Source organism: Legionella santicrucis, from assembly GCF_001468135.1.
Lineage (GTDB): Bacteria > Pseudomonadota > Gammaproteobacteria > Legionellales > Legionellaceae > Legionella > Legionella santicrucis.
Window position 1 is genome coordinate 1 of sequence record NZ_LNYU01000014.1, and the last position, 12,561, is coordinate 12,561.

Genomic DNA, 12,561 nt, shown 5'->3' on the forward strand with positions numbered 1-12,561 from the left:
TCAATACCAAATTGTTTCTAAAATATTTAGCTTGTATTTCTATTAAACCTACAAAAGGCTGATTTTAAAAAATTGTCCCGTATAAAGAAAAGTTACTTTGCAAAGAGCGAAAAATCACGTGATAAAGAATAATAAACAAATAACTCATTGACTTTATAGATATTTTCATTAAGCCATTTTGTTGTTTAAATTGCCAACAGCTCCCTATTCGAGATTAGAAAAAGTCAGATTATGATCAGCAAAACAACACATAAAATCCAAATAACCCAGCTAGTCACATAGGGATACTTATACTTCTTAAAATTTTTTCTTCGTGATTGGATATCAAGAATAAGCACTGGAACTACAGAAACCGTTGTGAGTAAGATAACTAGTGCAACTGAGTTTGCACCTTTCTGAAAAGGCATGATACTTGTTAAAAAACTCATGACATAAAGTAACGTTTCACGTAAATAAAAAACTGCCCATAAAAACCAAAAATCAAACGTATAAATAAGCCAGGAAGCAAGAAATAAAGGTAAAAATAACTTGGCTCCTTTTATCGCAAATAATTTCTTAAAAATTTTAATGAATTCTTCTGAAAAAAAGACCAATATAGAGCCCAAAAAAACAAGCAATGCTAAAGTTACTAACATTATGTGTTCCTTTTCTCAACAGCTTCCAGGACTTCCCAACGTGCATAAAGTTTTGCTAATGAATCTTCATTCTCCGCAAGACTTTGATTTATCTTCGTAATTGTCTGAGCATCTTGCTGATAAAATTTAGGGTCAGCCATTTGAAGTTGTAAATCAGCTATTTTTTCCTCTAAGTGCTCAATTTTCTGTGGTAATTGTGCCAATTCGCGCTGCTCATTAAAACTTAACTTATTTGCAATTGTATTCCGTTTCACAATAGGGGCTTTTGTCACCACCTCTCGCTGTTGTTTTTTATGCATTTTATATTCATCATAGCCACCAACAAACTCATTAAACTTTCCCGCTTCCTCATAAACAAGAACGCTTGTAACGACTTGATTAATAAATGCTCTATCATGACTAATTAATATTAAGGTTCCAGGATAGTTAATCAACATGTCTTCAAGGAGTTCTAAAGTTTCAATATCCAAATCGTTAGTTGGCTCATCCATTACCAGTAAATTTACTGGTTTTGCAAAAAGTTTAGCTAATAATAATCGATTTCGTTCTCCACCTGATAAAACAGAAACTGGTTGATTAAATCGTTCAGATGAAAATAAAAACTCTCGTAAATAACTCGCAACATGTTTTTGTTTACCATTGATAGTTACATAATCGGCACCCTCACCTACATTAGCCATAACTGTTTGATCTTCGTGTAATTGTCGACGTAATTGATCGAAGTAGGCGACACTTAAAGAAGTTCCAAGTTTTATCTGTCCAGAGTCAGGCTGTAATTCTCCGAGTAATAATCGTACCAATGTTGTTTTACCACAACCATTAGGGCCTATAATTCCAAGTTTATCGCCACGTGTTAAAAGTAACGAAAAATCGCGTAAAATGGTCTTTTCCCCCAAGGAATAATTGAGATGACTTGCCTCTAGAACTACTGAACCCGAACGTGTCACATCTAAAGAAAATGCTTTTACCTGACCTAACTGATTACGGCGAGCCTTATATTCTTCACGCATTGTTTTTAAAGCACGAACCCTGCCCTCATTACGAGTGCGTCGTGCTTTAATTCCAGTACGAATCCATACTTCTTCTTCAGCCAGTTTTTTATCAAATAATTCATTTTGTTTTTGCTCGCTAAGACGAATAGATTCGCGCCTGTCTAAATAAGTTTCATAATTACAATCATGTTGATACAATTTTCCACGATCAATTTCGACGATACGATTGCTGACTTGATCTAAAAACTCTCTATCATGGGTGACCAATAAAACCGTGCCCTTAAACTCTTTTAAGTAAGATTCTAACCATTCAATTGCTTCAATATCTAAATGGTTTGTAGGTTCATCCAAAAGTAATAAATCGGGAGTGGCGATCAGGGCTGCGCCAAGCAGTACACGGCGTTTCATCCCTCCTGATAAATTGCTCATACGTTCATTTGTAGTTATGCCTAAACGACTTGCCATCGTTTCTATTAGTGGCAATTTATCCCAAGCATGTAAATTATCCATTTGTTGTTGGCATGCCGCTAATTTATCCATATCGCCTTGTTGAGATAATTGATGAAACTGGGATAAAACCTCACCTACTTCACCAAGGCTTTTCACCAAAAAATGATAAACCGTGTCGTCTTCAGTGATAGGAACTTCCTGAGTTAAACCTGCAACACGTAATCCAGAAAGCCGATTAATTTGACCACTATCGGGCATTAAGTCACCCTGTAATAATTTAAGAAGAGTCGATTTTCCAGCACCATTTCGCCCTACCAACGCAATGCGATCTTGAGAATGTATCTGCCAGTCCGCTTTATCTAATAATTGATTACCTGCAATATTAAGGGACACACTATGAAGAGAAATAATACTCATAAAATGAACTCTAACTTTTTAATGTATAGTCTAGTTCCAATAAATCATAGAATAAAGCATAACATATATAAGTTATGCCGTTATTTTTATCCAGACTATTTTTATTGAATTACTTTGAAGACAAAACCATAATTCCATCCATCTCAACCAATGCACCACGTGGTAGTGCTGCAACACCAATAGCGGCTCTTGCTGGAAATGGAGCCGCAAAATATCGGCTCATTGCTTCATTAATTAAAGGAAAATGATGTAAATCGGTAAGATAAACATTCAATTTCACTATATGAGCCAAGCTACCACCAGCAGCCTCACATACTGCAGATAGATTTTCTAAAACCTGTGTAATTTGAAGCTTAATGTCTTCGCTACATATTTGCATGGTTGTCGGATCAAGTGGTATTTGTCCAGAAAGATAAACTGTATCACCACATTGAATTGCTTGTGAGTATGTTCCAATAGCCTCCGGAGCCAATTTTGTATTTATTGGTCTCATTAATTCTCCCCTTGTTTTTTTCTATAAAGACGCATGACCACTTTATTTGCCCGCAACCTACGCATAACACGAGCTAAATGCGTCCTGTCAATCACGCTAATTGAAAATGTAACCGCATTATGCCGTCCATCACGCGGATCTACATTAATATTTCCAATGTTTGAGCCTGATTCAGAAATCGCGGTAGCTAAAGCAGCTAAGACCCCTCGCTCATTAACAACCTCGACAGTAATATCAACCCAATATTCACCCTCAACTTTTTCATCCCAACGTAGTGCAACAAACTGTTCTGGATTAGTACAGGAATTTTTTAAGGTGACACACTCACTGCTATGCACAATAATTCCTCGTCCTTGCTGAAATTTTCCAACAATATTATCGCCCGGAATTGGTTGGCAACATTCACCAAAATGAATAACCATTCCTTCGGTACCTTTAATAGCCAGAGGACGCGCTTTAATTCCTTTATCTAGCTCATTAGAATCTTGAGCCACGATTAATCTTTTGGCAATAACCATTGCCATTTGATTACCCACTCCAATAGCATATAACAAATCATCTATAGTTTTATAATGTAAATCATTCAATAATACTTGCAGCGACTCGGGAGGAATTTTCGCATAATCACTGGATAATTCATTTAAGGATTGCTCCAATAAACGTTTTCCTAAACTAATTGATTCAGTATTTTGTTGGCTTTTCAAAAAATGCCGGATATTAGATCGCGCTTTTCCAGTAACAACAAAATTTAACCAGGATGGATTAGGATGTGCGCCTGGCGCAGTAATAATCTCTACTGTTTGACCATTCGATAAAGGGATACTGAGTGGCACTAATTTTCGATTTACTTTAGCAGCAACACAACTGTTCCCTACCCCTGAATGAACTGAATATGCAAAATCAACAGGAGTAGCCCCTTTAGGTAATTCCATAATGTGTCCTTTTGGAGTAAAAACATATACTTCATCTGGAAATAAATCAATTTTCACATTTTCAATAAATTCTAATGAATTACCCGTACTGCGCTGCATTTCTAATAAACTTTGCACCCATTCTCTTGCCCGCAACTGAGCTTCATTCACTTCAAGACCAGATGACTTATAAATCCAATGAGCTGCTACTCCATTATCAGCAACTTTATCCATATCACGAGTACGAACTTGCACCTCTAGAGGCACTCCAAAAGGACCAAACAAAGTCGTATGTAAGGATTGGTATCCATTCGCCTTGGGAATGCCAATATAATCTTTAAACCGTTGTGGAACAGGTTTATAAGTACAATGTAAAGCACCTAAAATACGATAACAGGAATCAATGTCTTCAGTAATTACACGAAACGCAAATACGTCGGTAATTTCCGTAAATGAAGCTTTTTTTTGACGCATCTTTCGATAAATACTGTATAAGTGTTTCTGCCTGCCAAATACTTGCTCGTAAGGAATGTTTAACTGAGCCAGTGCAAGCTGCAAATCTCTTTCTATAGTCTGGGTTAACTCACGACGGTTACCACGAGACTTTTCTACAGCTGATTTAATTGCTCTGTAACGCATAGGATAGAGCGCTTGAAATCCTAAATCCTCAAGTCCTACATAAATTGAATGCATACCCAAACGGTTTGCAATAGGTGCATAAATTTCTAAAGTTTCTATGGCAATACGTCTGCGTTTTGCGTAAGGCATTGCACCAAGTGTTCTCATATTATGCAAACGATCGGCTAACTTCACAATAATGACACGAATGTCTTTAACCATAGCCAAAACCATCTTACGGAAATTTTCCGCTTGCGCTTCTGCTTTTGATTCAAATTTAATTTTAGTCAGCTTCGTTACGCCATCAACAAGAGAGGTAACTTCCTCACCAAATTGGCGAGTTAAATCCTCTTTACTCACTGCAGTATCTTCAACTACATCATGGAGCAAAGTAGCCATAATAGTTTGATAATCAAGACGCATTCGTGCAAGAATTAAAGCAGCAGCTACAGGATGAGTAATATATGGCTCGCCTGAACGACGGGTTTGACCTTGATGCGCTTTTTCAGCAACTAAATAGGCCTGGTAGCATTTTTCTATTTGTGACTGCTCAAGATAGCATTTTAGCTCTTCATCGAGCTCCTTAAAGTAGCTCACGCAGTACTCCCTAGTATCTAACATGACCTCACCTCTCATATACAGTATAGGGTATCCCCTCCTTTACTGCATTGCACAAAGAAATAGATTTCTTATAACTCGCTATCTTGAGTCAAAATGACTTGATTTTCGAACATCATAGCACACATAACCCCACATACACGAAATTTATGCGTATTAAGTGCAGAAAAACAAGGCATTTTGGCCAAGAGAATAGAATTGGAATCAGCCCTACTCTTTATCCAAAATTTCTGGAGTGACTAAACCTTCTGCTATTTCACGTAAAGCTACTACAGTAGGTTTATCATTTTCCCATTCAACCATTGGTTGATCACCTCGAACAGCAATTTGCCGTGCACGCTTGGTAGCCACCATAACCAATTCAAATCGATTTGCAACGTGCTCTAAGCAATCTTCAACTGTAACTCGTGCCATAACTCTCATTCTCCAGTAGCAAAACTTCTTATTTTACTGTGATGACATTAGGAAAGAAAGCAATTTTGACTGTTTATTTATCTGCCGCTCGATACGCAAGCGGTTTGCAAGCACAATTGCACCTAATTCCATCGCAGCTCTTTCAAAATTATCGTTAACGATTAAATAATCAAACTCAGGATAATGGCTGAGTTCATCCTGTGCTTTTTTCATCCGATCACTAATTACTTCATCTTTATCCTGACGTCGATTCAGTAATCTTTGTTTCAATGCCTCCAAGGACGGCGGCACAATAAAAATACTCACTGCATCTGGAAAGGAACGTCTGATTTGCTGCGCTCCTTGCCAATCAATATCCAAAACCACATCGATCCCTTCGTGCAAACGTTTGGTAATTTGTACCATCGAAGTTCCATATAGATGATTAAAAACTCGGGCATACTCCAAGAATGCACAATCATCAATCATACAGGCAAATTCTTTTTCATCAACAAAAAAATAATCTTTTCCGTGTTGTTCTCCTGGGCGCATTGATCGTGTCGTATGAGAAACAGAGACTTCGATACTATCAAGAGTTTCAACTAATCTTCTTACCAAACTTGTTTTGCCCCCTCCCGAAGGTGCAGCCACTATAAACAAATTACCTAAAAAATCACCCACAATAATACTCACTCAATATTTTGAATTTGCTCACGCATTTGCTCAATCAAGACTTTCATCTCAACTGCAATCTGAGTTAACGCTACAGAATCAGATTTTGAGCTCAGCGTATTTGCCTCTCTATTTAATTCCTGCATTAAAAAATCCAGTCGTCTTCCGACTATTTTATCGCAATTTAACGCCCGCTTCACTTCATTAAGATGAGTTTGTAATCTGTCTAATTCCTCACTGACATCAATACGGGTTAAAATCAAAGCTATTTCTTGTTCCAGTCGCGACTCTTGTACTTCAATTTGCAGTGTTTGCAAACGTGTTAATAATTTATTTTTGGCCTGACCTACTTGCTGAGATGCTATAGATCTCGCTCGATCAACTTCTCTACCTAAATCACTTAGACGTCCTTCTACATGCTCTTTTAACGCATTACCTTCAGCGATTCGCATCTGCATTAATTGTGCAATAGCCTTTGTAAATAAAGCAATCGCCTGCTCTCCTAAAGACTCAGCATCAGGCACGCTGGCCTGAACCACACCAGGCCAAGATAAAACTCGACTTACGGTCAAATCATTGGTTAAACGATGTGATACGGATAGCTTATCACTCAAATCTACTAATGCATCAACCATGCCTCTATTTATAAGCATAGCCTGATTATTAAAACCTGTGTCTTGGTATTTAAGTTGACATTCTAATTTCCCACGATTTATTTTATCTCGCAATATATTGCGCAAATGAGGCTCTATAAATCGAAAAGATTCAGGCAGACGAAATGAAACATCCAAATACCGATGATTAACTGACTTAATTTCCCAACAAAAATGACCCTCTTCGATCTGTTTTTGCACTCGCGCAAAAGCTGTCATACTTTGTAGCATATTGATACCAATAAATAAACCTTGCGCGAATATACCTCAATTTAGAAGAATTGGACAGAGATAGACTACTTGAAATTAACAATAAGTTTAAGATGCAACTCAAAGAGTAACACGTTATAATCTAAGATTTTAACGAGGATTATTTCATGCGCCCCAGTAATCGTGAAGCAAACCAATTACGACCTATTCAATTAACTCGAAACTATACAAAGCACGCTGAAGGCTCTGTCCTTGTTGAGTTTGGACAAACCAAAGTGTTATGCAATGCTTCCGTTACTGACGGAGTTCCACGTTTCATAAAAGGAAAAAATCAAGGTTGGGTTACCGCGGAATATGGGATGTTGCCACGAGCAACACATAGCCGCACCGAACGTGAAGCAAGCAAGGGAAAACAAGGCGGTAGAACCATGGAAATTCAGCGCCTAATAGGTCGTTCGTTAAGAGCTTGTGTTGATTTAAAATTCTTAGGCGAAAATACAATTACCCTAGATTGCGATGTAATTCAAGCTGATGGCGGAACAAGAACGGCAGCAATTACTGGTTCCTGTGTGGCCATGAGAGATGCGATTAGTTGGATGGTAGAGCGAGAAAAAATACGTAAAATGCCTTCTTTTAACTATATAGCAGCTGTTTCTGTGGGGCTCTATCGAGGTCAAGCGGTACTTGATTTAGATTATGCGGAAGATGTACTTGCTGAAACCGATATGAATATTGTCATGAACGAAGCAGGACATTTTATTGAGATCCAAGGTACAGCAGAAGACCGACATTTCAATCGAGATGAGTTAAACAACATGCTTGCATTAGCTGAAATAGGTATTCCGCAATTAATCGAAATTCAGAAAAAAGCCTAAAATACTCTTAATGAAGCGACGTAGGTTACTGAAATAGTAATGAAAACTCAGTTCTACTTCGCTTCGGTTCTGATAGCTATCATAAACAATGACATGGACTCGTCCTATTCTTAATAATCGGGAAGGCGGTGTTTTTCCTAGGTTCCTGTTCGCAAGGAGCCATTGTCAACAGACTAAGATTTAAAATAAAGATTTATCAATAGCAACGTCATAAGCCGTATTACGTGAAATAATATTTTTATTCACCAACTCTGTTAAATGTTGATCTAAAGTTTGCATTCCCTTAGCTTGTCCTGTTTGGATGGAAGAATACATTTGTGCAATCTTATCTTCTCGAATTAAATTACGAATTGCTCCAGTACAGATCATTATTTCTAAAGCAGCTACTCGCCCACCTCCATTTTTTTTCAACAAAGTTTGAGCGATAACGGCTTGTAAAGACTCAGACAGCATTGAACGGACCATAGCTTTTTCCTCTGCTGGAAATACATCAATAATTCGGTTAATCGTTTTTGTCGCAGAATTAGTATGCAAAGTACCAAATACTAAATGTCCTGTCTCAGCAGCAGTCATTGCTAGACGAATCGTCTCCAAATCACGTAATTCTCCTACCAAAATAACATCAGGATCTTCACGTAATGCAGAACGCAAAGCTGCATTAAAGCTAAGTGTATCCCGATGAACTTCGCGCTGATTCAATAAACATTTTTTACTTTGGTGAAGAAACTCTATAGGGTCTTCAACGGTTAAAATATGATCATAACGAGTTGAGTTAATGTAATCGATCATGGCGGCTAAAGTTGTACTTTTTCCAGATCCTGTGGGTCCGGTAACCAGTACCAATCCTTTAGGATAGTTTGCCATTTCTTCAAAAATAGAAGGTAACCCTAAGTCACTCATACCTAAAATCAGAGAAGGGATAGTACGAAAAACTGCTGCGGCACCTCGTGCTTGATTAAATACATTTACCCTAAAACGAGAAAGATTTACTATTTCAAAAGAAAAATCCGTTTCTAAAAACTCTTCGAACTCTTTTCTCTGCCGATCGTTCATTACATCATAAATAATTTTTAGTACCTCTTTGTGCTCTAGAGGAGGTAAATTGATTTTGCGTAAATCTCCGTCCACGCGAATCATTGGAGGTAGTCCTGCGGACAAATGTAGATCTGAAGATTTATTCTTGACTGAAAATGCCAATAATTCTGCTATATCCATTGCTTAATCCATCCAATTCTTCATGAATCATTAGATTAACTTACTAACCAGTACTCGGCAAATACTGTTTCTTTTGTTATTGTTGGAGTTTTTCATTTACTTAATTAACCATGAGTCTTCATCACGATCTAAATCGAATACAGCAATTAATCACCCAAACTGCTTTGGCATGCGGCCGAAAACCAGAAAGTATTTTATTACTCGCTGTCAGCAAACAACAAAATATTGATAAAATTCAAGAGGCTTTTCATCTGGGAGTCACAGACTTTGGAGAAAGTTATTTCCAGGAAGCACAAAAAAAAATAACTGCATTAAAGAATTTACCCCTCAATTGGCATTTTATTGGCCCAATTCAGAGCAATAAAACCAAGGGAATTGCTACTCTTTTTAATTGGATTCATAGTATAAGTCGTTTTAAAATTGCCTCTCAACTTAATGAATATCGAACAAAAGATTTAAATCCACTCAATGTCTGCATACAAATTAATTTAATCGATGAACAATCTAAGTCAGGGATATCTCCAGAAAACGCCACTGAGCTAGCCTTAGCTATCAGTCAATTACCTAATCTGAAACTCAGAGGGTTAATGACTATTCCTCCGCCACTCAAAGATCCAGATCTTCAGTACGAGATATTTATTCGTCTTAATCAACTCATGCAGCAACTCAATCAAACCCTTAATTTAAATATGGATACTTTGTCCATGGGAATGAGCGATGATTTAATTCCTGCAATCAAGGCAGGTGCTACAATAGTTCGTGTTGGCCGAGCTATTTTTGGTGAGCGACAAAAATCAAGCAACGCGGTATAATCCAAAAAATAAAGATCGATACTATTAATTCGCTTGGATCAAGTGTGTTGATCTGCGAGCAATGAGGCACTGTATACATAAATCCTAGTGCTGAACTCTGGAAAATAGAATCACAAACAGAACAAAATATAAATTAGGATAGGGGAAAATATGTCGGGTTTTAGCGCTGTAGCACTGTTTCTTGTTTCTTTGGTTTTTTCGCTCCTTATTTTCAGTTTATGGCTCCGCATTGCTTTACGCTATCTGCGTGTGAGTGTACTCCACCCAGTCAGTCAACTTATTTATAAAATTTCAGATCCAATAGTCAATCCAATTCAACAAATAACACAGCAAAAATACCAGCCAGGACAAAAATACGATATACCTACTTTGATTGCTTTGGTTTTTGTTGAACTATTAAAAATGATTTGTATCAGTTTACTTGCATTACATGGAATAATGCCTTTCTTATATTTACTCATTTACGTTATTGCTGATTTGATCATTCAACCGTGTGATATTCTATTTTTTGCTATTCTTGTACGAGTAATCATGGGCTTTGTTAATCCGGGATGGCAAGGACCGATTGCTGACTTTTTACGTTTATTGACAGAACCATTATTAAAACTTGGCAGAAAACTCATTTCCGATCTTGCAGGATTCGATTTTTCTCCTTTTATCATTATGATAGTACTAAAAATTATCACTTTATTTATTAGTGCTAGCCTACCCTGGAGATTGTTATAAAAGCAACTATACTTTATTTAAACACTGAGGATTAGTGAGGAAAAACTATGAAATTGACTCTTCACAAATGCATTGGTTTAGGGTTATTTATTTTATCTTTTAACCTATTTGCTGACACACAGTCTTATTATTGTCCCCAAAATCATGGTTACATTAATTTAGGGATGACACCTGATCAAGTTATTGCGGCATGTGGCCAACCCATAAGTCAGCAGGACTCAAATCAACCTGTCTTACAGAAAATTCCTATGCAACAACTTATTTATAATAATGCGGGAGCAAGTACTGCTTATTCAGGAGTATGGCAAGTTCCGGGAACATCATCCGCGGGTTCGGGCTCTGCTTATTATAACGTCTGGAATATTCCTCAAGCAAATAGTGGTGCCCAACTAGAAATAGATGTGGTAAATCAAAAAGTTAAATACATCAAATTAAATGGTTCTAATAGCAATGCAGTTTCTATTTGTAGTGGTGCTAATCTTCAACCTGGTGATCCTATACAAAAAGTATATTATTCTTGTGGAAGCCCCTCAGTGACAAATAACACCTATATCAATGAAGTAGTACCAACAGCAGAAAAACCCCAGGTTTGGATCTATCAACCGGGGCAGTATCAATCTTCTGTTACAATGACTTTTGTAAATGGGAAACTCTATTCCATTCAATAACAGTAAGTAGAAAGTTTAAACCTGAAAAAGACAGTTGAATTGTTGTGAATTGAACTGTCTTTTTCGTGTCCAATTCAAATTTAACATTCTTTATTTAGAGAAGAATCGCTTTGGTGTCTGAAAAAAATGAGATACACTCTCGAAATTTTTAGCGCAGCAACATTCATAATTGATGTTATTTATTTTTTTAATTTAGAGAGGTAAAGCTCCAAATGACTGCAAGCATTGATGAAATCACTATAGCATTTAACGAAGATGGTACAGAAGCTACTAAAGAACTTGATAAAAAAGTATTAACTAAAGGAGCCTGGACTACAATTATGTTTAAGTATCAAGAATGGGATAATGCCCAAAATGATTATGGTCCAGTCAAATACTCAATTCGACGGTATCAAAAACGAAATAATCAATACTGGCTAAAATCCAAATTTAATATTTCCAGTGCTGAACAAGCACAAAAAGTGGTTGAAATTCTTAGTGATTGGTTAAAATAATTTGAATGCGACAAAAAAGTATAAAAATGCTTTTTATGTCACTAATCAACCTCTATCCCATAATGCTTATCCCTAGCGAAGATAGGGACAAGCATTTATACCTACGCAAAACTATTCGATATAAAAAATAGGTAAGTTTTATGTCGAACAGAACATTAAAATAGTTTTTCTTTTTCCCAAAAAACATACTATAAATTAATAGGCAATACACTAAAACACTATACAGATGTCACCTATCTTTATAATAGATTTCCATAATCAAATGATGTACTATTTTTTTTAACCATGATAATTTAGATTGCACATTAACTTTTTTATAAACTTTTAAGGAATAAATATGCTGCGTTTTATAGGATTTTTCGCTCAACCAACCAAAATAGCAATTCAATCAGGTGCTGCTGCAATAGCCACCGCAACTATTGCATCAGGCGCATATCAGGTAGGTAGTATAGTAAAAGAAAAGTACGAGCAACTGCAATGTGATGATCCACAACAAAAGGACTGTTATTTCCCCAAAATAGAGTATAAGTTCTAGAAGTAATTATCTGTAATAAACTTAAAAGTAAAACCTTACTGTCCTAATTATGGTCTAGGAGGTATGCTTTTGACTCTTAATGAAAAAGTAATAGGTCACCCCTAATAAACTTTCAAGAAGTTTATTAGGAGAACTGATCCTCTTTATATTCTAACCAAAGCTACCGCCAAAAGA

The 12,561-nt window shown here is 36.7% G+C and carries 14 protein-coding genes; 6 read left to right on the forward strand and 8 right to left on the reverse strand.

All coding sequences use genetic code 11. From position 1 onward, the window contains the following. Window positions 1–224: 224 nt before the first annotated feature. From Lsan_RS03655 to Lsan_RS03685, 7 genes are all read right to left on the reverse strand, one after another. Window positions 225–635, reverse strand: coding sequence for a hypothetical protein (locus tag Lsan_RS03655; protein ID WP_058513174.1), 411 nt, complete (start codon window positions 633–635; stop codon window positions 225–227). Then, complete coding sequence (locus Lsan_RS03660) at window positions 635–2,494, reverse strand: ATP-binding cassette domain-containing protein (RefSeq protein WP_058513175.1); 1,860 nt, start codon at window positions 2,492–2,494, stop codon at window positions 635–637. Before Lsan_RS03660 ends, Lsan_RS03655 begins: the two co-directional genes overlap by 1 nt. Window positions 2,495–2,603: 109 nt before the next feature. After that, entirely contained in the window at window positions 2,604–2,987 is a 384-nt protein-coding gene (locus tag Lsan_RS03665; protein ID WP_058513176.1) for a Rid family detoxifying hydrolase, read from the reverse strand. Next, entirely contained in the window at window positions 2,987–5,113 is a 2,127-nt protein-coding gene (spoT, locus tag Lsan_RS03670) for a bifunctional GTP diphosphokinase/guanosine-3',5'-bis pyrophosphate 3'-pyrophosphohydrolase (protein ID WP_058513187.1), read from the reverse strand. The genes Lsan_RS03665 and spoT overlap by 1 nt, the downstream gene beginning before the upstream one ends. A 231-nt stretch (window positions 5,114–5,344) precedes the next feature. Beyond that, window positions 5,345–5,548, reverse strand: coding sequence for a DNA-directed RNA polymerase subunit omega (gene rpoZ, locus Lsan_RS03675; protein ID WP_058513177.1), 204 nt, complete (start codon window positions 5,546–5,548; stop codon window positions 5,345–5,347). 33 nt (window positions 5,549–5,581) lie between these two features. Further along, window positions 5,582–6,211, reverse strand: coding sequence for a guanylate kinase (gmk, locus tag Lsan_RS03680; protein WP_193392675.1), 630 nt, complete (start codon window positions 6,209–6,211; stop codon window positions 5,582–5,584). Window positions 6,212–6,216: 5 nt separating this feature from the next. Continuing rightward, on the reverse strand, window positions 6,217–7,083 hold the full coding sequence (locus Lsan_RS03685; RefSeq protein WP_058513179.1) for a YicC/YloC family endoribonuclease: 867 nt from the start codon (window positions 7,081–7,083) through the stop codon (window positions 6,217–6,219). A gap of 146 nt (window positions 7,084–7,229) precedes the next feature. On the opposite strand from Lsan_RS03685, the gene rph reads away from it, so the two are divergent. Continuing rightward, the gene (rph, locus tag Lsan_RS03690) at window positions 7,230–7,937 is read left to right on the forward strand and encodes a ribonuclease PH (protein ID WP_058513180.1); all 708 of its coding nucleotides are present in this window, start codon (window positions 7,230–7,232) and stop codon (window positions 7,935–7,937) included. A 180-nt stretch (window positions 7,938–8,117) separates the two neighbouring features. Here rph and Lsan_RS03695 read toward each other — a convergent pair whose 3' ends face one another. Beyond that, window positions 8,118–9,152, reverse strand: a complete 1,035-nt coding sequence (locus Lsan_RS03695) for a type IV pilus twitching motility protein PilT (RefSeq protein ID WP_058513181.1) — start codon at window positions 9,150–9,152, stop codon at window positions 8,118–8,120. 110 nt (window positions 9,153–9,262) lie between these two features. On the opposite strand from Lsan_RS03695, the gene Lsan_RS03700 reads away from it, so the two are divergent. The 5 genes from Lsan_RS03700 (at window position 9,263) to Lsan_RS03720 (ending at window position 12,387) form a co-directional block, all read left to right on the forward strand. Continuing rightward, window positions 9,263–9,964 carry a YggS family pyridoxal phosphate-dependent enzyme gene (locus tag Lsan_RS03700; protein WP_058513182.1) on the forward strand — a complete coding sequence of 234 codons (702 nt, stop codon included), beginning with the start codon at window positions 9,263–9,265 and terminating at the stop codon, window positions 9,962–9,964. Window positions 9,965–10,114: 150 nt separating this feature from the next. Next, on the forward strand, window positions 10,115–10,690 hold the full coding sequence (locus tag Lsan_RS03705; protein WP_058513183.1) for a YggT family protein: 576 nt from the start codon (window positions 10,115–10,117) through the stop codon (window positions 10,688–10,690). 47 nt (window positions 10,691–10,737) lie between these two features. Beyond that, window positions 10,738–11,358 carry a DUF2845 domain-containing protein gene (locus Lsan_RS03710; protein ID WP_058513184.1) on the forward strand — a complete coding sequence of 207 codons (621 nt, stop codon included), beginning with the start codon at window positions 10,738–10,740 and terminating at the stop codon, window positions 11,356–11,358. 212 nt (window positions 11,359–11,570) lie between these two features. Then, window positions 11,571–11,852 (forward strand): hypothetical protein, encoded by a 282-nt coding sequence (locus tag Lsan_RS03715; protein ID WP_058513185.1) that lies wholly within the window; start codon window positions 11,571–11,573, stop codon window positions 11,850–11,852. A 337-nt stretch (window positions 11,853–12,189) separates the two neighbouring features. Beyond that, window positions 12,190–12,387: a hypothetical protein gene (locus Lsan_RS03720; protein ID WP_058513186.1), complete on the forward strand. Its 198-nt coding sequence runs from the start codon at window positions 12,190–12,192 to the stop codon at window positions 12,385–12,387. Window positions 12,388–12,561 lie beyond the last annotated feature (174 nt).

Excerpts from the sequence above, each read along its gene's own strand:
- Lsan_RS03655 (WP_058513174.1), bottom strand. The coding sequence starts at position 635 with ATGTTAGTAACTTTAGCATTGCTTGTTTTTTTGGGCTCTATATTGGTC.
- Lsan_RS03660 (WP_058513175.1), bottom strand. The coding sequence starts at position 2,494 with ATGAGTATTATTTCTCTTCATAGTGTGTCCCTTAATATTGCAGGTAAT.
- Lsan_RS03665 (WP_058513176.1), bottom strand. The coding sequence starts at position 2,987 with ATGAGACCAATAAATACAAAATTGGCTCCGGAGGCTATTGGAACATAC.
- rpoZ (WP_058513177.1), bottom strand. The coding sequence starts at position 5,548 with ATGGCACGAGTTACAGTTGAAGATTGCTTAGAGCACGTTGCAAATCGA.
- Lsan_RS03685 (WP_058513179.1), bottom strand. The coding sequence starts at position 7,083 with ATGCTACAAAGTATGACAGCTTTTGCGCGAGTGCAAAAACAGATCGAA.
- rph (WP_058513180.1), top strand. The coding sequence starts at position 7,230 with ATGCGCCCCAGTAATCGTGAAGCAAACCAATTACGACCTATTCAATTA.
- Lsan_RS03695 (WP_058513181.1), bottom strand. The coding sequence starts at position 9,152 with ATGGATATAGCAGAATTATTGGCATTTTCAGTCAAGAATAAATCTTCA.
- Lsan_RS03700 (WP_058513182.1), top strand. The coding sequence starts at position 9,263 with ATGAGTCTTCATCACGATCTAAATCGAATACAGCAATTAATCACCCAA.
- Lsan_RS03705 (WP_058513183.1), top strand. The coding sequence starts at position 10,115 with ATGTCGGGTTTTAGCGCTGTAGCACTGTTTCTTGTTTCTTTGGTTTTT.
- Lsan_RS03710 (WP_058513184.1), top strand. The coding sequence starts at position 10,738 with ATGAAATTGACTCTTCACAAATGCATTGGTTTAGGGTTATTTATTTTA.
- Lsan_RS03715 (WP_058513185.1), top strand. The coding sequence starts at position 11,571 with ATGACTGCAAGCATTGATGAAATCACTATAGCATTTAACGAAGATGGT.
- Lsan_RS03720 (WP_058513186.1), top strand. The coding sequence starts at position 12,190 with ATGCTGCGTTTTATAGGATTTTTCGCTCAACCAACCAAAATAGCAATT.